At 63.3% G+C, this 21,210-nt stretch carries 23 protein-coding genes and 1 pseudogene; 13 read left to right on the forward strand and 11 right to left on the reverse strand.

Annotated features, from left to right (window positions below):
* Positions 1-128 precede the first annotated feature (128 nt).
* Together AC0NIE_RS05245 and AC0NIE_RS05250 are read right to left on the reverse strand one after the other, a co-directional pair.
* Positions 129-491 carry a YkvA family protein gene (locus tag AC0NIE_RS05245; protein WP_123148767.1) on the reverse strand — a complete coding sequence of 121 codons (363 nt, stop codon included), beginning with the start codon at positions 489-491 and terminating at the stop codon, positions 129-131.
* A 159-nt stretch (positions 492-650) separates the two neighbouring features.
* Positions 651-947, reverse strand: a pseudogene (locus tag AC0NIE_RS05250) (4a-hydroxytetrahydrobiopterin dehydratase).
* A gap of 52 nt (positions 948-999) precedes the next feature.
* Here AC0NIE_RS05250 and AC0NIE_RS05255 point away from each other — a divergent pair.
* Complete coding sequence (locus AC0NIE_RS05255; protein WP_473485964.1) at positions 1,000-1,518, forward strand: low molecular weight protein-tyrosine-phosphatase; 519 nt, start codon at positions 1,000-1,002, stop codon at positions 1,516-1,518.
* Here AC0NIE_RS05255 and thpR read toward each other — a convergent pair.
* On the reverse strand, positions 1,422-2,018 hold the full coding sequence (gene thpR, locus AC0NIE_RS05260; protein ID WP_473485963.1) for an RNA 2',3'-cyclic phosphodiesterase: 597 nt from the start codon (positions 2,016-2,018) through the stop codon (positions 1,422-1,424). The genes AC0NIE_RS05255 and thpR overlap by 97 nt on opposite strands.
* A gap of 137 nt (positions 2,019-2,155) precedes the next feature.
* Positions 2,156-2,797: an arylesterase gene (locus tag AC0NIE_RS05265; protein ID WP_473485962.1), complete on the reverse strand. Its 642-nt coding sequence runs from the start codon at positions 2,795-2,797 to the stop codon at positions 2,156-2,158.
* A 77-nt stretch (positions 2,798-2,874) separates the two neighbouring features.
* Between AC0NIE_RS05265 and AC0NIE_RS05270 the strand changes: the two genes are divergently transcribed.
* From AC0NIE_RS05270 to AC0NIE_RS05285, 4 genes are all read left to right on the forward strand, one after another.
* Positions 2,875-3,570, forward strand: coding sequence for an ABC transporter ATP-binding protein (locus tag AC0NIE_RS05270; protein ID WP_473485961.1), 696 nt, complete (start codon positions 2,875-2,877; stop codon positions 3,568-3,570).
* Between the two features lie 224 nt (positions 3,571-3,794).
* Complete coding sequence (locus tag AC0NIE_RS05275) at positions 3,795-6,293, forward strand: ABC transporter permease (RefSeq protein ID WP_473486016.1); 2,499 nt, start codon at positions 3,795-3,797, stop codon at positions 6,291-6,293.
* 241 nt (positions 6,294-6,534) lie between these two features.
* Positions 6,535-7,314 (forward strand): Bax inhibitor-1/YccA family protein, encoded by a 780-nt coding sequence (locus AC0NIE_RS05280; RefSeq protein ID WP_258121335.1) that lies wholly within the window; start codon positions 6,535-6,537, stop codon positions 7,312-7,314.
* Between the two features lie 209 nt (positions 7,315-7,523).
* On the forward strand, positions 7,524-8,093 hold the full coding sequence (locus AC0NIE_RS05285) for a GNAT family N-acetyltransferase (protein WP_123148774.1): 570 nt from the start codon (positions 7,524-7,526) through the stop codon (positions 8,091-8,093).
* 4 nt (positions 8,094-8,097) lie between these two features.
* Here AC0NIE_RS05285 and AC0NIE_RS05290 read toward each other — a convergent pair whose 3' ends face one another.
* Positions 8,098-8,484, reverse strand: coding sequence for a DUF2794 domain-containing protein (locus AC0NIE_RS05290; protein ID WP_473485960.1), 387 nt, complete (start codon positions 8,482-8,484; stop codon positions 8,098-8,100).
* Between the two features lie 646 nt (positions 8,485-9,130).
* The gene (locus tag AC0NIE_RS05295; protein WP_473485959.1) at positions 9,131-9,910 is read right to left on the reverse strand and encodes a DUF1223 domain-containing protein; all 780 of its coding nucleotides are present in this window, start codon (positions 9,908-9,910) and stop codon (positions 9,131-9,133) included.
* A gap of 177 nt (positions 9,911-10,087) precedes the next feature.
* Between AC0NIE_RS05295 and AC0NIE_RS05300 the strand changes: the two genes are divergently transcribed.
* Positions 10,088-10,780, forward strand: a complete 693-nt coding sequence (locus AC0NIE_RS05300; RefSeq protein ID WP_473485958.1) for a ceramidase domain-containing protein — start codon at positions 10,088-10,090, stop codon at positions 10,778-10,780.
* 72 nt (positions 10,781-10,852) lie between these two features.
* Here the strand turns inward: AC0NIE_RS05300 and acnA are convergent, their stop codons facing one another.
* On the reverse strand, positions 10,853-13,543 hold the full coding sequence (gene acnA / locus AC0NIE_RS05305) for an aconitate hydratase AcnA (protein WP_473485957.1): 2,691 nt from the start codon (positions 13,541-13,543) through the stop codon (positions 10,853-10,855).
* A 286-nt stretch (positions 13,544-13,829) separates the two neighbouring features.
* Between acnA and ccmA the strand changes: the two genes are divergently transcribed.
* The 5 genes from ccmA to AC0NIE_RS05330 all read left to right on the forward strand — a co-directional run bounded on the left by ccmA (position 13,830) and on the right by AC0NIE_RS05330 (position 17,248).
* Positions 13,830-14,432, forward strand: a complete 603-nt coding sequence (ccmA, locus tag AC0NIE_RS05310) for a heme ABC exporter ATP-binding protein CcmA (protein WP_473485956.1) — start codon at positions 13,830-13,832, stop codon at positions 14,430-14,432.
* 211 nt (positions 14,433-14,643) lie between these two features.
* Complete coding sequence (gene ccmB / locus AC0NIE_RS05315; RefSeq protein WP_473485955.1) at positions 14,644-15,309, forward strand: heme exporter protein CcmB; 666 nt, start codon at positions 14,644-14,646, stop codon at positions 15,307-15,309.
* A gap of 137 nt (positions 15,310-15,446) precedes the next feature.
* Positions 15,447-15,614: a heme exporter protein CcmD gene (gene ccmD, locus AC0NIE_RS05320; protein WP_029349414.1), complete on the forward strand. Its 168-nt coding sequence runs from the start codon at positions 15,447-15,449 to the stop codon at positions 15,612-15,614.
* Entirely contained in the window at positions 15,611-16,189 is a 579-nt protein-coding gene (locus AC0NIE_RS05325) for a DsbE family thiol:disulfide interchange protein (RefSeq protein WP_473485954.1), read from the forward strand. Before ccmD ends, AC0NIE_RS05325 begins: the two co-directional genes overlap by 4 nt.
* Positions 16,190-16,204: 15 nt before the next feature.
* On the forward strand, positions 16,205-17,248 hold the full coding sequence (locus tag AC0NIE_RS05330) for a DUF2332 domain-containing protein (protein ID WP_473485953.1): 1,044 nt from the start codon (positions 16,205-16,207) through the stop codon (positions 17,246-17,248).
* A 93-nt stretch (positions 17,249-17,341) separates the two neighbouring features.
* On the opposite strand, the gene AC0NIE_RS05335 is transcribed toward AC0NIE_RS05330, so the two are convergent.
* Positions 17,342-17,509, reverse strand: a complete 168-nt coding sequence (locus AC0NIE_RS05335) for a hypothetical protein (RefSeq protein WP_084646772.1) — start codon at positions 17,507-17,509, stop codon at positions 17,342-17,344.
* Between the two features lie 309 nt (positions 17,510-17,818).
* Here AC0NIE_RS05335 and AC0NIE_RS05340 point away from each other — a divergent pair, with 309 nt between their 5' ends.
* Both AC0NIE_RS05340 and AC0NIE_RS05345 read left to right on the forward strand, forming a co-directional pair.
* Positions 17,819-18,736: an SMP-30/gluconolactonase/LRE family protein gene (locus tag AC0NIE_RS05340; RefSeq protein ID WP_473485952.1), complete on the forward strand. Its 918-nt coding sequence runs from the start codon at positions 17,819-17,821 to the stop codon at positions 18,734-18,736.
* A gap of 32 nt (positions 18,737-18,768) precedes the next feature.
* Entirely contained in the window at positions 18,769-18,978 is a 210-nt protein-coding gene (locus tag AC0NIE_RS05345) for a tautomerase family protein (protein ID WP_473485951.1), read from the forward strand.
* Between the two features lie 298 nt (positions 18,979-19,276).
* On the opposite strand, the gene AC0NIE_RS05350 is transcribed toward AC0NIE_RS05345, so the two are convergent.
* Genes AC0NIE_RS05350 through AC0NIE_RS05360 form a run of 3 tightly spaced genes read right to left on the reverse strand, consistent with a single transcriptional unit; the run spans position 19,277 to position 21,157 of the window.
* On the reverse strand, positions 19,277-19,810 hold the full coding sequence (locus AC0NIE_RS05350) for an NADPH-dependent FMN reductase (RefSeq protein WP_473485950.1): 534 nt from the start codon (positions 19,808-19,810) through the stop codon (positions 19,277-19,279).
* A gap of 35 nt (positions 19,811-19,845) precedes the next feature.
* Positions 19,846-20,466, reverse strand: a complete 621-nt coding sequence (locus AC0NIE_RS05355; RefSeq protein WP_473485949.1) for a pyridoxamine 5'-phosphate oxidase family protein — start codon at positions 20,464-20,466, stop codon at positions 19,846-19,848.
* Between the two features lie 16 nt (positions 20,467-20,482).
* Positions 20,483-21,157, reverse strand: a complete 675-nt coding sequence (locus tag AC0NIE_RS05360) for a septation protein A (RefSeq protein WP_473485948.1) — start codon at positions 21,155-21,157, stop codon at positions 20,483-20,485.
* Positions 21,158-21,210: the final 53 nt, after the last annotated feature.

Consider the following 21,210-nt stretch of genomic DNA (forward strand, 5'->3'; position numbering starts at 1 on the left):
ACATCCACCCTAGGAAACCGCCGCCATCCTTGCGCCCGTCGCTCTAAAAGCGGCAGTTGCAACGTCCCTTTCGCGACTTGGAGGCCACGAAAGCGGCAAGAGTTTGACTTTTCTGCCTTATCGCCGGCTCAGCTGTTGTCGGCAATCGCCTGCTTGGCGGCGAGCCGATGCGCTGATGTGATGTGGGCTTTGACGGTGGTGATCGCGGCGGTCAGCACCGCGATGTCGTCGGTAAAGCCCAGTCCGAAGACGAAGTCGGGGATGACGTCCGTCGGCAGCACGAAATAGCCGAGCGCCGCCACCAGGATGCCCTTGGCGCGCAGTGGCGTGTTCTTGTCCATGGCGCAGTAGTAGGCGGCGACCAGCTCTTCCATGAACGGGATCTGCCGGGCAGCCCTCTTGGCCGTGCGCCAGAATTTCTCCCGCACTTCGCTCTCCTCGCCCGGCTTGCCGCTAAAGCCGAAGAAATCAAAACCTGATTTTTGCGCCATCAGTCTCTCCTAAGGAGGCTACGCATGTCGTTCCACGCGCGCCTGCCAGCGGAAAATGTGGTGAAAGCAGTGCCCCACTACAAGATGCCGATGTCTCGACGCAGCGATTCTGACAGCTTGGAAAGGACCGGCAGCGAACGTCGAAGGGAACCAGCGAGTTCAACCGCCGAAATAGCGGTCCATCGTCTTGGCCAGTTCAAAATCGAGCGTCGTCAGGCCGCCGGCATCATGGGTGTTCAGCGTCACGTTCACGGTCTTGTAGACATTCGACCAGTCGGGATGATGGTCAATCTTCTCCGCCGCCAGGGCGACACGGGTCATGAAGGCGAAGGCTTCGGAAAAACTCCTGAAGGTGAAGGTGCGAGCGATCTAGCCGCCGTCCCTGGCCAGCGACCAGCGGTCGAGCCCGGCCAGCGCCTCGACGACCGCCTCCTTGCTCAGTTTCTCTCTCGTCATTGCCGTTTCCCGTGCTATCTGGATTCGCAGTCTTCAGCATAGTGCCGGATCGATGAGCGCAAAGCCGATAAAATCCATTCTTTTCGTCTGTCTCGGCAATATCTGCCGCTCACCGTTGGCGGAGGGCGTGTTGCGCGTTGTCCTGGCGGAGCGCGGTCTCGATCGGGATATCCTGCTTGATTCGGCCGGAACCAGCGACTGGGAAGCCGGTTCGGCGCCCGACCCGCGCTCGATGTCGATCGCAGAGCGGCACGGCATCGATATTTCCAGACAGCGGGCGCGCAAGCTGACGCAGGACGATTTTTCGCGTTTCGACCTCATTCTCGCCATGGACCGATCGAATCTCCGGGATCTGAAAGCGCTGGTGCCTGCCGCCATGCGCGACCGTGTCCATCTGTTCCTGGAGTTCGCGGAGGGAAGGGCGAGCGACGTGCCGGACCCTTATCACGAGGGGCCGGAGGCGTTTGCCTCGGTCTACCGCATGATCCGCGAAGCGTCGGAGGCGCTGGCGACGCGGCTCGAGGCACGGCTGTCGGCACCCGACAGCGGCCAGGCCTCCTCGACGATGTAGGGTCCGCCGCCGACCGAATCGCGCGACGACATCAGGACGAAGCGGCTGACACGGAAAGGTAGCGTCGAAAAATTGCCGCGTGCCGAAAGATACTGGGCGACGTCGAGCGGGCTCGAATTGCGTAAGCGGGCCAAGGTCACATGCGGCATGAACTTGCGCGGATCAGCGGGGATGCCGAGGCGCTGGCAGATGCGCTCGATCTCGGCTTGCAGTGCCGAAAGGTCGGGCGAGGCGGAGACGCCGGCCCACACCGCATGCGGTTTCTTCTGGCCGAAGGCGCCGACGCCGGACAGCGTCAGCGGGAAGGACGGGCGGTGGACGCGGTCGAGTGCGTTGGCGATATCGTCGGCGACATGGCCCTCGACATCGCCGATGAAACGTAGCGTCATGTGGTAGTTCTCGACGTCGATCCAGCGGGCCCCGGGCAGGCCGCCCCGGAGCAGGGACAGCGAAAGGGCGGCGTCACGCGGAATTTCGAGGGCGGTGAAAAGACGTGGCATGGGAAGCCTCCTGTCCTCGAATCGAACTCTTGTCGCTAGCGAATCATTGATAATCGAACGGGGCAAGCGGTTTATTGGTCGCAGCCCTGCCTAAAATTCAAATCGTCCCGGCGGAACGCGCAGCCTCATCCAGTCCTTCAAGAGTTGTCCTGAACCATGGCAATGGCCTTTTCGACATCCGGCAAAATGCGCTCGACCATAAGGTCGACGCCTTGCGCATTCGGGTGCAGACCGTCGAGTTGCAAAGCCGGCTCGCCGGCCACGCCGTCGAGAAAGAACGGATAGAGCGGGACGCCGTATTTTTCCGCCAGTTTCGGAAAGATCGCGTCAAAGCCGTTCTGGTAGTCGGCGCCGAGATTGGGTGCGGCGCGCATGCCGGCCAGCAGCACCGCGATCTTGCGCTGCTTCAGCTTCGCCAGCATGGCGTCCAGATTCTTTTGCGTGATGGCGGGAGAAACGCCGCGCAGCATGTCGTTGGCGCCGAGCTCGAGGATGACGAGCTGAGTGCCGTCCGGCACCGACCAGTCGAGCCGCGACAGGCCGCCACTCGACGTGTCGCCGGAGACGCCGGCATTGGTGACGGTCACGTCGTGGCCCTTGGCGCGAAGTGCTGCCTCAAGTTTTTGGGTGAAGCCTTCGTCCGGTCCGAGGCCAAAGCCCGCCATCAGACTGTCGCCGAAACCGACGATCTTGAAGGGCTCGGCGCGCGCCGACGAAATGGCGCCGCAAAATCCGAGGAAAACGATCAAGGCTGCGGCAAGAGTGTGTTTGAAAGCCATGCGGCAGGCCCCATATGACCGAGAACATTATACCAGCGGATTCTGGCCACCCCTTTCCCATATAGGACGATTTTATTTTGACAGAAACCGTCATCGCGCTGAAAAATGTATCGCTGACGCTCGGCGAAGGCGCGTCTTCCGTCCAAGTGCTGAAAGGCGTCAGCCTCGATGTGGCCGATGGCGAGGCGACCGGCATCGTCGGGCCGTCGGGCTCGGGAAAGTCGACGCTGCTGATGATTTTGGCTGGGTTGGAAAGGGTCGATTCGGGTACGGTACGAATTGCCGGAGAATTGCTGAACGGCAGGAGCGAAGACCAGATCGCATCGTTTCGAGGGCGAAACATTGGCATCGTCTTCCAGTCCTTCCACCTCATCCCCAATATGACGGCGCTCGAAAATGTCGCAGTGCCGCTGGAACTTGCCGGCCATGCCGATCCGTTCGGGGTGGCGGCGCGGGAGCTGGAGGCGGTGGGCTTGAGTGACCGCATCACCCACTATCCCGGCGAATTGTCCGGCGGCGAACAGCAGCGTGTGGCGATCGCCCGGGCGCTGGCGCCTTCGCCGCGCATCCTGATCGCCGACGAGCCGACCGGCAATCTCGACCAGACCACGGGACGGCAGGTCGCCGATCTTCTGTTCGCTAAGGCTGCCGAGCGCGGCATGACGCTGGTGCTGGTCACCCACGATCCGGCGCTTGCCGCACGCTGCTCCCGGCAGGTATCGATGCGGTCGGGCCGGATCGAGGGCGCGCCATTGCGTAAAGTGACGGCGTAGCGCAAATGGCTGACAAGATCCCCTCATCCGGCCCTTCGGGCCACCTTCTCCCCGGCGGGGAGAAGAGGCTGGCGCCGGCGTTGGCGACCTCTTCTCCGCTCGGGGAGAAGGTGGACGCCCACGGGTCTTGCCTTCGGCAAGCCCGAGGACAGGCTCCGCGGCCGGATGAAGCGGCCACTTGGGCGCGCACCTTTTCACTCGCCTTCCGCTTTTCGCTGCGCGAGATGCGCGGTGGGCTGTCCGGCTTCCTGATCTTCCTTGCCTGCATCGCGCTCGGCGTCGCGGCGATCGGCGGCGTCAATTCGGTGGCCCGGGCGATTACCGCCGGTGTCGCCAACGAGGGCCAGTCGCTGCTCGGCGGCGATCTTCGTTTCCAACTCAATCAGCGCGCCGCGACGCAAGCCGAGCACGTCTTTCTTGACGGGCTGGGCACGGTCTCGCACAGCGCCAACATGCGTTCGATGGCTCGGCTCGAGGACGGTTCCGATCAGGCGCTGGTCGAGGCCAAGGCGGTCGATGGAGCCTATCCGCTCTATGGCGCGCTGGAGACCGAGCCGGCGCTGTCGAAGCAGGAATTGTTCGGCGAAAAATCCGGTGTTTTCGGCGCTGCAGCACCCGACCTTTTGTTCGAGCGGCTGAACCTTGGGGTCGGCGACCGGCTGAAGCTGGGCAGCGCCACCTTCGAACTGCGCGCCAGGCTCGTCAACGAACCGGACGCGGTGTCCGACGGCTTCGGCTTTGCGCCGCGGCTGATGATCTCGACGGACGGGCTTGCCGCTTCCGGTTTGATCCAGCCCGGCAGCCTGGTCGAGAACGCCTACAAGGTCCGCCTGCCCGGAGGCACCGGCGAGGCGGGCATAAAAGCCATTCAGGATCAGGCGGCGGAGGATTTTCCCGAGTCCGGCTGGTCGATCCGCACGCGCAGCAACGCAGCACCGGCGTTGTCCTCCAACATCGAACGGTTTTCGCAGTTCCTGACGCTGGTCGGGCTGACGGCGCTGGTGGTCGGCGGCGTCGGCGTCGCCAATGCGGTGCGCGCCTATCTCGACGGCAAGCGCGGCGTCATCGCCACCTTCAAGAGCCTGGGGGCTTCGGGCGGTTTCGTCTTTACCGTCTATCTGGTGCAGATCCTGATGATCGCCGGGCTCGGCATCACGGTCGGCCTTGTGCTTGGCGCGCTGATGCCGTTTGCGGCGAGCGCGGTACTCCAGTCGGTCATTCCGGTGCCTGCGGAAGGTGGGTTCTATCCCGGCGCACTCGGCATGGCGGCGCTGTTCGGGCTGCTGGTGACGCTGGCTTTCGCCTTGCTGCCGCTCGGCCGTGCGCGCGACGTGCCGGCGACGGCGCTGTTTCGCGAGATGGGTTTTGAGGGCCGCGGTTTTCCGCGCCCGCTCTACACGGCGGCGGCGCTCGGCATCGCGCTGCTCCTGGCGGCGCTGGCCATTCTGTTTTCCGGCGACCGCTATATCGCCTCGATCTTCGTCGGCGCCACCATTTTTGCTTTCCTGGTGCTACGCATCGTCGGCGCGCTGGTGCAGTGGGCCGCTAAAAAGAGCCCGCGCGTTGGCTCGACGGTGCTCAGGCTCGCCATCGGCAACATCCATCGGCCAGGTGCCTTGACGCCGTCGGTGGTGCTGTCGCTGGGGCTGGGATTGACGCTTCTGGTGACGCTGGCGCTGATCGACGGCAATCTCAGGCGGCAGATTTCCGGCAGCCTGCCGGAACGGGCGCCGAACTTCTTCTTCGTCGACATCCAGAGCAGCGACGTCGACGCGTTCTCTGCCCTGGTCGGCAGGCAAGCGCCGAAGGGCACGCTGGTCAAGGTGCCGATGCTGCGCGGCCGGGTGATGGCGCTGAACGGCGTCGACGTCGACAAGGCTAGGGTTGCGCCGGAAGGGGCCTGGGTGCTGCGCGGCGATCGCGGGCTGACCTACGAGGCCAGTATTCCCGCGAATGCGACGCTGACCGAAGGCTCCTGGTGGCCGGACAACTATGCCGGCGAGCCGCTGGTGTCATTTTCGGCCGAGGAAGGCGCAGAGATCGGGCTGAAGCTCGGCGACACCATCACCGTCAACGTGCTTGGCCGCAACGTGACGGCGAAGATCGCCAATTTCCGCCAGGTCGAATGGGAGACGATGGGCATCAATTTCGTCATGGTGTTCTCGCCCAGCACGTTTGCCGGCGCGCCGCATAGCTGGCTGGCGACGCTGACCGACAAGGGCGCGTCGCCGGCCGACGATGCCCGTCTTCTTAACGCCGTCACCCGTGCCTTTCCGGCGGTGACGACAGTCAGGGTCAAGGACGCGCTCGACATCGTCAACCGGCTGGTGGCGCAACTCGGCACTGCGATCAGGGCCGCGGCCGGCGTGGCGCTGATCGCCTCGGTGCTGGTGCTGGCCGGCGCGCTGGCCGCCGGCAACCGCGCCCGCATCCACGATGCAGTGGTGCTGAAGACGCTGGGCGCTACCAGGAAGACGCTGATCGCGGCCTTTTCGCTGGAATACATGCTAATCGGCCTCGCCACCGCGATCTTCGCGCTGGCGGCAGGCGGGATTGCGGCGTGGTTCGTTGTCGCGCGCGTCATGACGCTGCCGTCGCATTTCATGCCCGATGTGGCGGTGGCAACCATCATCTTTGCGCTGGTGGTCACGGTCGGCATTGGCCTCGCCGGCACCTGGCGGGTGCTGGGCCACAAGGCGGCGCCGGTGCTGCGCAATCTCTGATCGGCAGGCATCTGCAGGCTCAACGCGACCAGGATTCGGTTAAATCTTGTTAATGTTGGGCTTCGGAAGGCCGATAAATCCGGATTTTCGTGTCTTCACGAAGCATTACGCCCGGTTACGGTCTTGTTCTTGGCGCCAATAACCATCATATTTCGCCGCAGGCATGCTGGAGCCCCGCCAGCGGCGCCGCGGTCCAAATGGGCCGGACACCGGACGGGGCAGAAGCAATATGAGGATTTCCATGGCTGAACCCGTTCGCAATTATCAGACGCGTGCCGTGCCCGGCGCCGGCGTCGATGCTGCTATCGACCAGGGCCTGCGCGCCTATATGATCAAGGTCTACAATCTGATGGGGCTTGGCCTCCTCATCACCGGCCTCGCCGCGGTCGGAACGATCATGCTGGCCACCACCACTGATCCGGCTTCGGCGGTCGCCACGCTGCCGAATGGCGACATGCTGACCTCCTTCGGCTACGCGATCTTTGGTTCGCCGCTGAAATGGCTGGTGATCTTTGCCCCGCTGGCAGCGGTGATGTTCCTGTCGTTCCGTGTCCAGTCGATGAGCGTTTCGGCCGCGCAGACGACGTTCTGGGTCTATGCCGGCCTCGTCGGCCTGTCTCTGTCGTCGATCTTCCTGGTCTACACCACCGCCAGTATCTCGCAGACCTTCTTCGCCACCGCCGCCGCCTTTGGCGGACTGTCGCTCTACGGCTACACGACCAAGCGCGACCTTTCCGCGTTCGGTTCGTTCCTGGTCATGGGCCTGGTTGGTCTGATCATCGCGATGGTGATCAACATCTTCCTGCAGTCGTCGGCGCTTTCCTTCGCCGTTTCGGCGATCGGCGTGCTGATCTTCTCGGGTCTCACCGCCTACGACACGCAGAACATCAAGGAGATGTATTTCGAGGGCGATGAGACTGATGTCGCCGGCCGCAAGGCGATCATGGGCGCTCTGAGGCTCTATCTCGACTTCATCAACTTGTTCATGTTCCTGCTGCAGTTCATGGGCGACCGCCGATAGAGCCGGGTCCATCCCGATAAAGTCGGGATGGAGCTCTATCTTTTTGTTTGACCATGATCTTTTCCGAAAACCGGTTCCCACTTTTCGGGATCATGGTTTAAGGCAAGTCCCTGGACCAGTGAGTTTGGAAAGGGCGGCCCAACGGCCGCCCTTTTCTTCTGCCCCGGTCTTTGATGAAATGGCCGGCAGATGATTGACGTGCATAAATTATGAGCAGCATCACAATACGCGCCGCGACTTCGGCCGATCTCGATCGGATCACGGATATCTATGCCGACGCGGTGACCCATGGCACGGCGAGCTACGAGCTGGAACCACCTGATCGCGCCGAGATGGGCCAACGCTTCGATAGTCTGATGGCGGGTGGCTTTCCCTATCTGGTGGCGGAAAAAGACGGCATTGTGCTCGGCTATGCGTATGCCGGCGCCTTCCGGCCGCGGCCTGCGTACCGTTTTGTCGTCGAGGACTCCGTCTATGTCGCGCCCGAGGCCAAGGGCCATGGCATCGGGCTCAAGCTAATGCAAGGGCTGATCGAGGCGGCCAAGGCGGCGGGCTTCCGCCAGATCATCGCGGTAATCGGCGACGGTCGGCCGGACAGTGCCTCGGTGCGGCTGCATGAAAAGCTCGGCTTTCGTCATTCGGGCCGCCTGGAAGGCTCCGGCTACAAGCACGGACGCTGGCTCGACACGGTGTTCATGCAACTGCCGATCAATGACGGAGCTCTGGTTCCGCCCGATCCCAACTCGTTGCCGGAACGGAGATTCCGCCAGCAGCAATAAGTAGTTAGGCCTCGACCAGCTTCAGCGTGCGGTCGAAAACGCCGAGCACGCGGCCAAGTTCCTGGCCGCGCTTGAGAATGCGGCCGCCGGCGGCAATGACGGCGAATGCGCCTTGCCGGCGCGCCAGCTTCGGATCCTTGACGATCTGGAACAGCGGCACCTCGCTGGTGCGACGGAAGACGGAAAAGACGGCGCGGTCGGTGAGCTGGTCGATGGCGTAGTCGCGCCATTCATTGGCGGCGACCATGCGCCCGTAAAGCCTCAGGATCTGGTCCAATTCACGCCGGTCGAACCGCACCGGCTGGTCGAGGCGTTCGTGTCTTGCCTCATGCAGCGGGATCAGTATTGCGGATGCGTCCCCATCCTCCGTCCCGCTGCCGTGATCAGTCATGCCTCGATCCCTTCGAATGAATCTCACGCCAACCAAAGTTGGCGCTTTCGCCGTGGAATTGCAAGCCCAGCCGAACAAGGCGGCGCCGCACCGTTTCCCCGGTGTCCAGTCACGTTTATAAAACGCCCGTTGGAATTGGTGATGCTTCGCCACAATTCGGCCTTCTTTTATCCGCGCTAATGCCCCAATGTCCGACGAATTTACGGGTGTTGCCTGAGACGGTTCGGTCCGGCACTGGCTCGTAAACCCCAAGCCCCCCGCCCACGGGTCTGCGTCGGATCGAACCAACCTCGGTTTTTCCTTGGGAAAAATCGGGTGCGACGATCCCAAAACCTAAATGACCGGCGTCAGAAGCAAGCTGACGTCGGTTTTTTAATGTCCGGGTGATGCGCGCGGCCTTCCCTTCTCCGCTTGTGGGAGAAGGTGCCCTCGCCCACGGGTCTTGCCTTCGGCAAGCCCGAGGACAGGCTCCGCGAGGTCGGATGAGGGGTGTTCCAGCTTGGCAATTTGCTTGAAATCGCCGCCGCCTCATTCCTTCCAGCACCCCCTCATCCGTCTCGACGCTGCGCGCCGATCCACACCCGGGGCGAGTCGCGGGCCTCGCCCGCCCTTTGGGCCCCACAAGGGGAGAAGGAGAGGTCCCCGCTCAAGGCTTGTGGATCAAGGCGGCGCCGAGGATGGGACCCGGCATGCCGTCCTTGCCCACCGATTGCAGCAGCACGGCGCAGCCGCCTTTCTTGGTAATCACGCTCATCGGCAATTCGTAGCGCTGCGCCTTGCCGTGCCACATGCCGGCGGTCTGGATGCCGGAGACGGCGTTCCAGTAAGTCATGCTGCGGCCGGTGTTTTCGCCCTTGCCGATCTTGATCGTCTGCGGCGGGTCGAAATAGACGATGACGACATGGGCATCGCTGGGGCCGGTCCCGGCATCGCCGGCGTCGATGATGACGCGGTCGCTGGTCCGGCTGACCTTGATGCTGACCCGCATGCCTTCGCCGGATCTTTCCATGCGGGCGAGCGCGCCGTCGACTTCCTTGCGGCGGGCGCCGTTGACATGGCTGCGGCCATTGATGACGGCCTGCGGCGTATAGACCGAGCGGCTGCCGAAGGCGCGCATATACTCATATTGCCGCTCGGTGTTCTCCTTGCGGCTCAGCGTGTCCTTCCAACCGAGATAATCCCAGTAGTCGACATGATAGGCGAGCGCGACGATGTTCTCCTTGGTGGCAAGCTCGGCGAAGAATTCATCGGCCGGCAGGCAGGAACTGCAACCCTGGCTGGTGAAGAGCTCGACCACGCCCAAAGGTTTGTCAGCCTGGGGCTTGTCGGCCTCGCCGGCAAGCGCATTGCCGGCAAGTCCAGCGCCGGCAAACACCGAGAGGGCCAGCGCCAATGCCGCAAGCCGCAATGGTCTTCGAGGTGTCATAGCCGTTTCGACTCCCGCCGGTGATGGCCGGCTTTATTCTGATTGGCGAAATATGTGGCAGAAGCGGCAGTCAACGGGAAGTCACGTTGCGGTGAAATTTTACCGCTGTAACCAACTGCAAGGGCGCAATGGACGGGCTACACTTCAGGGTAGATACCGATTCGGGCGACAATCAGCATGTGGCAAACTCTCCTGACGCCGGTCGACCTGTACTGCGAGCGGGTCGGGCCGGGGCTCTGGGCCGAGCCGGTCAACGCACTGACCAATCTGGCTTTTCTTGTCGCCGGCCTGTGGGGTGTCCGGGAGGTGCGCCGGCGTGGCACCGGCATCTTCGCCGAAGTGCTGGCCTGGTGGGTGGTGGCGATCGGCATCGGCTCGGCGCTGTTCCACACCTTTGCCAACCACGGCACGGTCTGGGCCGACGTGCTGCCGATCGCCGGGTTCACGCTGGCCTACACGCTGTTCAACCTGCGCCGGTTCCTCGGCATGAAATGGGGCAAGACGGTCGCCATCTTCGTCGCCTTCTATGCCGTCACCGGGTTGTTGACCTGGGCCGTGCCGGACTGGCTGCGCCAGGCATCGAACGGCACGACCGGCTATCTGCCGCCCTTCCTGGCGCTCGCCTTCTTCGGCGTCATAGTGGCGGCGAGCGGCAACCGCGCCGGCTGGTACAATCTGGCGGGCTCGGCGATCTTCGTCGTGTCGGTTATCTTCAGGATTATCGATCCGCTGGTCTGCGGCAGCTTCCCGCTCGGCACGCATTTCCTGTGGCACATCCTCAATGGGCTGATGCTCGGCGTGCTGCTGGCGGCGGCGGCGCGTTTCGGTAGGGGAATAGGGGAATGGGGGAATAGGGGAATAGGGGAATAGGGGAATAGGGGAATAGGGGAATAGGTATTGTCTTCCCTACTCCCTTACTGCCCTACTCCCGTACTCCCCTCTCTATGCTGCCAGGTCGCGCAGCACATATTGCAGGATGCCGCCGTTCTTGAAGTAGTCGAGCTCGTCCAGCGTATCGATGCGACAGATGATCGGAATGTTCTTCACCGTGCCGTCGCCATAGGTGATTTTCGCGACCATCTTCTGGCGCGGCTTGATGGCGCTCAGTCCGTCGATCTCGACCAGTTCGTCGCCCTTGAGGTTGAGCGAGGCCCATGAGGTGCCCTGCTCGAAGACGAAGGGGATGACCCCCATGCCGACCAGGTTCGAGCGGTGGATGCGCTCGAATGACTGAGAGATGACGGCGCGAACACCCAACAGCTTGGTGCCCTTGGCCGCCCAGTCGCGCGACGAGCCGTTGCCGTATTCGACACCGGCGAAGATGACCAGCGGCACGCCTTCCTTCTTGTACTCCATGGCGGCGTCGTAGATCGATCTCTCTTCCTTCGACGGATAGTGGATGGTGTAGCCGCCTTCGCGACCGTTCTCGCCCAGCATGTGGTTGCGGATGCGGATGTTGGCGAAAGTGCCGCGCATCATCACCTCGTGATTGCCGCGCCGCGTGCCGTACTGGTTGAAGTCGGCGACGCCGACGCCATGGTCGGTAAGATACTTGCCGGCCGGCGAGGCCGCCTTGATCGAGCCGGCCGGAGAGATGTGGTCGGTCGTGATCTTGTCGCCGAACAGGCCGAGCACGCGGGCGCCCTTGATGTCGCCGATTGTGCCGAAGCCTGATGTCATGCCGGCGAAGTAGGGCGGGTTCTGCACATAGGTCGAATGGTCGTCCCAGGCGTAGGTCTGGCCTTCCGGCGCCTTGACGTTCTGCCAGTATTCGTCGCCCTTGAAGACGTCGGCATATTTGCGGGCGAACAGTTCGCGCGTCACGTTCTTCTCGATGAACTCCTGGATCTCGACCGAGCTCGGCCAGATGTCCCGGAGGTAGACCGGGTTGCCGTCACGGTCCTCGCCGAGCGGCTCGGAGGTCAGATCCTTGGTCACGGTCCCGGCCAGCGCGTGGGCGACGACCAGCGGCGGCGAAGCGAGGTAGTTCGCCTGCACGTCGGGCGAGACGCGGCCTTCGAAATTGCGGTTGCCGGACAAGACCGCGGCAGCGATCAAACCTTTATCGTTGATGGTCTTGGAGATCGGCGCCGGCAACGGGCCGGAATTGCCGATGCAGGTGGTGCAGCCGAAGCCGACCAGGTTGAAGCCGATCTGGTCGAGTTCCTTCTGCAGGCCGGACTTCTCCAGATATTCGGCGACGACCTGGCTGCCCGGCGCCAGCGATGTCTTGACCCATGGCTTCTGCTTGAGCCCGAGCCGGTTGGCGTTGCGCGCCAGCAGCCCGGCGCCGATCAGCACGCTCGGGTTCGAGGTGTTGGTGCAGGAGGTGATGGCGGCGATCACGACATCGCCATGGCCGAGATCATAGTTGGTGCCTTCGACGGCGTAGCGCTTCTCGATTTCGGCGGCCTTCCGGTATTCGGTCTCCATCGCCTTGGCGAAGCCGGCCGGAATGTCTTCCAGTGCGACCCGGCCTTCCGGACGCTTGGGGCCGGCCATCGACGGCACGACATCGCCGAGATCGAGCTCGAGCAGGTCGGTGAAGACCGGGTCGGCCGAGCCGGTATCGCGCCACATGCCTTGCGCCTTGGCGTATGCCTCGACCAGCGCGATGCGGTTTTCCTCGCGGCCGGACATGGTGAGGTAGCGTATGGTTTCGCCGTCGACGGGGAAGAAGCCGCAGGTGGCGCCATATTCGGGCGCCATGTTGCCGATGGTGGCGCGGTCGGCCAGCGTCATGTTGGACAGACCCGGACCGAAGAACTCGACGAACTTGCCGACGACGCCCTTCTTGCGCAGCATCTGGGTGACGGTGAGCACGAGATCGGTGGCGGTGACGCCTTCCCTCAGTCTGCCGGTGAGGCGGAAGCCGATGACTTCGGGCAACAGCATGGAGACGGGCTGGCCGAGCATCGCGGCCTCGGCCTCGATGCCGCCGACGCCCCAGCCGAGCACGCCAAGGCCGTTGATCATGGTGGTGTGCGAATCGGTGCCGACGCAGGTGTCGGGATAGGCGGTGGTTTCGCCGCCTTCAGTGTTGGTCCACACGACCTGGCCGAGATATTCGAGATTGACCTGGTGGCAGATGCCGGTGCCGGGCGGCACGACGCGGAAATTGCGGAAGGCCTGCTGGCCCCATTTCAGGAATTTGTAGCGCTCCTCGTTGCGCTCGTATTCAAGCTCGACATTCCTGGCGAAAGCCAGCGGCGTGCCGAACTCATCGACGATGACCGAGTGGTCGATGACCAGGTCGACCGGCACCAGCGGATTGATCTTTTGCGGGTCGCCGCCGAGCGAAGCCATGGCGTCGCGCATGGCGGCCAGGTCGACCACGGCCGGAACCCCGGTAAAATCCTGCATCAGCACACGGGCCGGGCGATAGGCAATCTCGACGCCGGCGGTGCCCCTGTCGGTCAGCCAGCCGGCGACCGCCTGGATGCTCTCTTTGGTGACGGAACGGCCGTCCTCGTTGCGCAGCAGGTTCTCCAGCAGCACCTTCATCGAATAGGGCAACTGGCCGATGCCGGTGAGGCCGTTCTTCTCGGCCTCGACAAGATCGTAATAAACATAGTCGGTGCCGCCCGCGGTCAGCGTGCGACGGCAATTGAAACTATCGAGGGATTTTGACACGTGCGATCCGTCCTTGTCTGTTCAGCCTGAACGGGAACGGACGCCGATGGGCATGCAATCACGCGCAAAGGTGCGGGTACGGCCATTTCCGCTGTCCGTTCCCAGCCAACCCGAGCCGTTCAAGGCGGCGCGTGCGCTGGTTCGGCGCTAATTCGCTTCCCGTGCCGACCGCTGGCACGGATGACCCGGATATAGAGAATTTCCTGGAATAGTTCTAGACAGTCGAACGGCTATTTTGTGCGATGCGGCAGCTGCCGTGGCGCGGTGTTTTCGGGACGGGCAAGGAATGCGGCTGATCGCCGAAAATCTGGGCGGCGAACGCGGCGGCGAGACGATTTTTTCCGGCATCGGTTTTGCCCTGGAAAAAGGCCAGGCGTTGATCGTCACCGGGCCGAACGGCGCGGGGAAATCGACGCTGCTCAGGGTAGTTGCCGGGCTGCTGCCGGTGGCGGCAGGCCGTTTGCTTCTCGAAGGTGGCGCTGAGGATTTTCCGTCGGTAGCCTCGGCCTGCCATTATCTCGGCCACCAGAACGCGATGAAGACGGCGCTGAGCGTGGCGGAAAATCTGCGCTTCTGGCGCGATTTTTTGGGCGCAGATTTTTTGAGCGCTGAACAGGCGCTGGAAACGGTCGGGCTTGATGGTATCGGCCATCTGCCGTTCGGCTATCTCTCCGCCGGGCAACGTCGCCGCGCGGCGATCGCAAAATTGCTGGTCAGCCGGCGACCGCTGTGGCTGCTCGACGAGCCGACGGCCGGGCTGGACAAGGCTTCGGAAGAGCGATTCGCCGTGCTGATGCGGAAGCATCTTGAAGACGGGGGGATCGTTGTGGCGGCCACGCATCTGCCGCTGGGGCTTGGGGGGGCGCAAGAATTGAGGATGACCGGTTGATGTCGGCGCTCCCGCCCACCCCCCTCTGTCCTGCCGGACATCTCCCCCGCAAGGGGGGAGATCGGCGGTTTCGTCGCTGCGCTCATCTTTCAAGGATGGAGATTGGCGAAAGCCGAAGTGCCATCCAATCTCCCCCCTTGCGGGGGAGATGCCAAGTGGTGGCAAAGAGGGCAGGACAGAGGGGGGTGCCTGGGCAAAGGCATCTCACACCATGCTAGCCCTCTTCCTGCGCGATATCCGCCTGAGTATCCGGGCCGGCGGCGGGGCGCTGACCGGAGTGATCTTCTTTCTCGCGGTGATCGCCACGATCCCCTTCGGCGTTGGGCCGGACCTCAATCTGCTAGCCCGAATCGGCCCGGCGATCCTGTGGATCGGCGCGTTGCTCGCTTGCCTGCTCGGTCTCGACCGATTGTTCCAGGCCGACCGGGAGGACGGCTCGCTCGATCTGCTGGTGCTCGGCGACGAACGGCAGATGCTGGCGCTGACCGTGCTGACGAAATGCCTGGCGCATTGGGCGGGAAGCGTGCTGCCGCTGGTCATCGCGGCGCCCTTGCTGGGCCTGTTCATGAATATGGAGCCGATCGGCATCGGCGCCACGGCGCTGACCCTTCTGGTCGGCACGCCGGCGATCACCTTCATCGGCGCTGCCGGTGCGGCGGTGGCGGTGGCGCTACCGCGCGGCGGGCTGATGATCTCGGTGCTGGTGCTGCCGCTTACCATTCCCGTGCTGATCTTCGGCGTCTCGGCAAGCTATGGCGCGGTGGCCAACCCCGATCCGTTCCTGCAGCCTTTCCTCATTCTCGCCGCGCTGACCTTGTTTCTTGCCGTGCTGGGGCCGGTTGCGGCAGCGCTGGCGCTGCGTCATGGGGCGGACTAAATTAGACGGCCGCCTGACGTCAAAGGCTGCGGCGCTGCCGTCGATTGCGAAGCCGATGGCGCAAGGTTAAGGGAAGGCATGTTCGAACGAAGCGGAATGGTCCGGTTGAAAGTTTTTGCGCCGGCGGAGCTACCCATATGAGCGTACACGCCCTTTATGTGACCGCTGCCTATGCCATCACGGCCGTGGTTCTGGCCGGGCTGATCGGCTGGATCCTGTTCGACCAGCGTGCACGCAAGAGGGACCTCGCCGAACTGGAAGCTTCCGGCGTGCGGCGGCGCTCCGACAAGGCGGGGAAATCATGAGCATGGAGACGGAAACGCCGGCGCGCGGGCGGCGCCTGATCGTGCTGTTGCCGTTGCTGATTTTCCTCGGGCTGGCGGGGCTGTTCCTGACGCAGCTGTTGTCCGGTCGCGACACTTCGGAAGTGCCATCGGCGCTGATCGGCCTGCCGGCGCCGCAGACCAATCTGCCGGCGCTGGAGGGCATGAATTTGCCGGGGCTCGATTCCAAGCAGTTCGCCGGCAATGTCACGCTGGTCAACGTCTTCGCGTCGTGGTGCGGGCCATGCCGCGACGAACATCCGGTGCTGCTGGCGTTGTCGCAGGACAAGCGCTTCGTCATCGCCGCGCTCAACTACAAGGACCAGCCGGAAAACGCCCGCAGGTTCCTCGGCAATCTCGGCAACCCGTTCCAGGCGATCGGCGTCGACGCGGCGGGGCGCGCAGCAATCGACTGGGGCGTCTACGGCGTGCCGGAAACCTTCGTCATCGGCAAGGACGGCAAGATCGCCTACAAACATGTCGGCCCGCTGACGCCAGGCTCGGCACAGACGCTGCTTTTGCCGGAGATCGAGAAGGCGCTGGCCGCGCCCGGCTGAGACACCGGAAACGCGATGGACGAACGAGACATCCGCGAACATCTTCTGGCTCAGGCGAAAGCCTGCGATGGACTTGGCTCGCCCTTCACCGCGAATTTATGCCGTGCGCTGGCCAAGGTTCTCGACGCAAACACCAGGGCCGGGCAGGCGGTGCTCGGCTGGCCGGGCGACGCGCGCGCCGACGGCCTCGCATTGCGGCTCTGCGGCGCGCTGCATGGGTTGGTCCTGACGGGTGCCAGTGAGCAGCTGGCACTGATCTATCCGCCCAACCAGACACGCGAATCCGAGATCGCGGCGGTGCTGCCGGAGGTAATTGCGCGGTCCGACGATCAGATCATCGCCGGCCTCGCCGGCGCGCCGCAGACCAATGAAATCGCCCGGTCGGCGATGCTGCTGCCTGGATTTCTGACGGTGGCGCGGGAAACCGGCCTGCCGCTGGATCTGTGCGAGATCGGCGCCAGCGCCGGGCTCAATCTCCTGTTCGACAGCTTTCACTACCTTTACCGCGATGCCGAGTGGGGAGACCCGGCCTCCCCCGTGCGGTTGGCACCGGAGGTGCGCGGCCTCGCTGTGCCGCTTGGTGGAGCGATCGACGTCCGCCATCGCGCCGGCTGCGACATCGCGCCGATCGATGTTGCCGACGCAGCGGCGCGCTTACGGCTTCGGTCTTACGTCTGGGCCGATCAGGCAGCGCGGCTGGCCCGGCTCGACGCCGCGCTGTCACTTGCCCAAAAGTTTCCACCGCTACTTGTCAAAGCGGACGCGGCGGATTTTATCGAGAAGGCACTGGCCACGCGGCAGCAGGGCGGCACCTTCGTGCTCTATCATTCGACCATGTGGCAATACCTGCCGCAGGCGACCAAGGATGCCATCACCGCCACCCTGGAGCAGGCGGGCAGACAGGCCACGGCGGCTGCGCCTATCGCAAGGCTGAGGATGGAGCCGCGCGATCCCACAAAGCCATGGGCGGTGCTCAGCCTCACTCTATGGCCCGGCGGCGAGACACGCCGCCTGGCCCGTTGCGATTACCACGGCCGCTGGATCGAATGGATCGGCTAAGCCGATCAAACAGTTCTGGTTGCGCATGATCTCGTCCGAAAAGTCTGCAACTTTTTGCTGCGCTGACCTTCGGTTCGGGATCATGCGTTCGCCTCAGCCGTAGATCTGCTTGTGGACCTGGTAGAGCATTTCGCTGCGGTCGGCGCGCATGTCGGCCAGATCGCGGCTGGAAAAAGAGTCGATTTCGGCGATGAGGCGGTTGTATTGCCGGCGCTTGGCGATGCTGGTGCGAGCGCGGCTCATGAGGTTGTCGAGAATCATAGCGAGGTTCCTTCTGCGCCGCATTGTTGCGGCAGGTTGTTCCTCCCTGATCGATACGCAGCATGACATAGTTATGATGCACTGCAAAAAGAAGATGTTGCAATGCACCATTGCGCTGGACGCATAGCCGGTTAACCGCGCATGAGCGCCATCAATTTGGGCCCTATCATTTGAGCGAGGTCGGCCTTGCCGCGTTTTGCTCCGATGTCTCAAGATGCGGTGAGGCCGACATCAACGATCTTGCCATATTGATCGCCGGCTGGCTTGATCGCGCCGGCACTAGCGATTTTGCATGAACGGGAGGAAACCATGGCCGCCGAAGACTACGAAATTCTCGATCCGCGTTTTGCGCGGCTGTTCAACAGCAATGCGCAGGTGGACAAGCTGTTCACCGGATGCCGGTGGGCGGAAGGGCCGGCCTGGTTTGCGGCCGGCCGTTATGTGGTGTGGTCCGACATCCCCAACAACCGCATGCTGCGCTACGACGAGACCGACGGCAGTGTCAGCGTGTTCCGGCAGCCGTCCGGCAATTCCAACGGCAATACCGTCGACCGGCAGGGCCGGCTGGTCACTTGCGAGCATTCGGGCCGCCGGGTCAGCCGCACCGAGCATGACGGCTCGATCACCACCATCGCCGACAAATGGCGCGGCAAGCGGCTGAACTCGCCCAACGATGCGGTTGTCAAGTCCGACGGTTCGATCTGGTTCACCGACCCGACCTACGGCATCGATACGGATTATGAGGGCGACAAGGCCGAGAGTGAGATCGGCGCCTGCCATGTCTACCGGGCCGATCCCGGAACCGGCGAGATCGACGCGGTGATCACCGACATGGTCAGGCCCAACGGGCTCGCCTTCTCGCTCGACGAGAGCAAGCTCTATGTCGTCGATACCGGCCGCACCCATGGCACGCAGTACCCGGCGCATATGCGGGTGTTCAATATCGACGAGGGTGGCAAGAAGGTCTCCGGCGGAAAGGTCTTCGCCGACTGCACGGCCGGCCTGTTCGATGGTTTCAGGCTCGACGATCAAGGGCGGATCTGGACCAGCGCCGCCGACGGCATCCATTGCTACGATCCCGACGGGACGCTGATCGGCAAAATCAAGGTGCCGGAAGTCGTCGCCAATTGCGTGTTCGGCGGCAACAAACTGAACTGCCTCTACATCGCCGGCACGACCTCGCTCTACATGGTCCGGCTGATGGTCAACGGCGCCAAGACATTTTGAGCGGCCGTCAAGCAACATCCAGGGAGGCCTCCATGCCATTCGTGAACATCCGCCTCGTCAAGGAGGTGATTGCCGATGACCCCTCGGGCAAGAAAGCGGCGATCGCTGCCCAGGTGACCGCGGCGATCGTCGGTGCCACCGGCCTGACCAGCAACGATGTCTGGGTGGTCTTCGAGGAGGTCAATGCGCGCGACTGGTTCGTCGGTGAGACCGATGTCGAGACGCTGAGACGGAAGGGCTAATCTCCCGACGGGCACGGCAGCGGCGCGGAAGTTTGCAAGAGGCCTGCGGGACAGCGCCCCCCTCTGCCCTACCGGGCATCTCCCCCTCAAGGCCCCTTGGGGGAGATCGGCAGCTTCGTCGCCTAGCCCGTCTTTCAACAATGGAGGTTGGCGAAAGCGGATGACGGCCAATCTCCCTCCTTGTGGGGGAGATGCCAAGTGGTGGCAAAGAGGGCAGGACAGAGGGGGCGCGAAGGATCGCCGATGCTCGGTTCGCGTTCGCTCCGCTCCGGGACAACGAAAGCACGGTGGCCGCCACTTAACGCGAGCGGATGAAGTCGGCGAAGGCCGAAATGGCGCTGCGCATCGCCAGCCGGTTTGCCGGTTCCGCCAGGATTTCCTCCACCTCCGGAGGCTTCTTGCCGAGCAGGGCGATTTCGAGCGCAGCTTCCTCATAGAGCGCGAAAGACATGGTGCGCATGATCTCGGCCAGAGCCGCGCGGGCAAACAGCGAGCGCGGCGAGGCGTGCACCAGCATGGCCGGCTTGGCGACAGCGGCGTCGCGTGAGACCAGCCAGTCGAGCGCGTTCTTCAGCCCGCCCGGCACACCATGGGCGTATTCCGGGCAGGAGACGATGACGCCGTCGGCACTGGTTACGGCATCGATCAGCACTGAGGCTTCCGGCGGTGTCCGTTCGCCTTCGTCATCCGGATTGAAGATCGGCAAGCGGCCTAGCCCGTCATAGGCGGCGACGCGGCAACCAGTCGGCGCATTTTGCGCCAAGGCCACGGTCAACGCCGAATTGGTTGAGGCGGCCCGCAGGCTGCCAGAGATGGCCAGGATGTTGAGCAAGGGTGATGCCAGTCTGGAATCGCGTCGGGAAAAGCCTACCACATCGTCTGCTTGTAGCTTTCGTCCAGCCAGCGGTCGGTCGCCTCGACGGTCTCGGCGAGCGCCAGCTGGTCGCGCAGGATCTGGCCGAGCGTCGGCAGCGTCGCACGGTCGTACCAGGTTTCGGGCCTCCACAGATCGGAGCGCATGAAAGCCTTGGCGCAATGCATGTAGGCGGCCTTGACCGTCACCAGGACGACGCTTTGCGGTTCCTTGCCGTCAACGGCGAGTCGCTCGCGCAAAGCCGCATCGACGGTGATGCGGGCGTCGCCGTTGACGCGCAGCGTCTCGTTCATGCCCGGGATGAGGAAGAGCAGCCCGACCGAGGGGTTGAGAAGAATGTTCTCCAGGGTGTCGAGCCGGTTGTTGCCGGGCCGGTCGGGGATGGCGATGGTCTTCTCATCGAGCACGGCGGCAAAGCCCGGTTTGTCGCCCTTCGGCGTCACATCGGCATTGCCGGTGCCGTCGGAGGAGCCGATCAGCACGAAGGGGCTTTTGCCGATGAAGGAACGGCTGTGGCCATCCAACGCCGTCAGTTCCTTGCGGATCGAGCCGTCGGTCGGCCGAGGCGTCTTGTAGATCGTTCTCAGCTCTTCGCGCGTGGTGACGAATTCCATGCCCTCTCCCTAACCGTTACTTGCCGGCCTTCTCTTCGTTTCCGGTCTTGCCTTCAAGCGAATGGCGCATGATCAGCGGCATCTGGCTGAAGGTGAAAAGAAGCGTGATCGGCATGATTCCCCATACCTTGAAGGTAACCCAGGCGTCGGTGGAGAAATTCCGCCAGACCACTTCGTTGACAAGGGCCAGGAACAGGAAAAACAGGCCCCAGCGGAAGGTTAGTTTCTTCCAGCCCTCGGCATCGAGGCTGAACGCCGAATCGAAGACATAGCCGAGCAGCGACTTGCCGAAGAACAGGCCGCCGAGCAGCACGCCGCCGAACAGCATGTTGACGATGGTCGGCTTCATCTTGATGAAGATGTCGTCCTGCAGGTAGAGCGTCAGCGCGCCGAAGACGAAGACGACGACGCCCGACACCATCGGCATGATCGGCAAGGTGCGGGTGAGCAGCCAGGACGCGATCAGCGCGATCGCGGTCGCGGCCATGAACAGGCCGGTGGCGACGAAGATCGGCCCGCCGAGCTCAGCCAGCGCCGGAAATTTCTGCGATAGCCATGCGCCGCGGGCGTTGGCGAAGAAGAACACCATAAGCGGGCCGAGCTCCAGCACCAGCTTGAGCAGCGGATTGACGCCTTCCTTCTTCTGTTTCTGCGGGTCGGACGGGTCGCGTTCGAGGATGCGCGGGTTCATAGGCTTTCCTTCTTGCGCAAGATCCTGTCCAAGAAGTCTGCAACTTCTTGGGA

The sequence above is a fragment of the Mesorhizobium sp. WSM4842 genome (assembly GCF_055901575.1).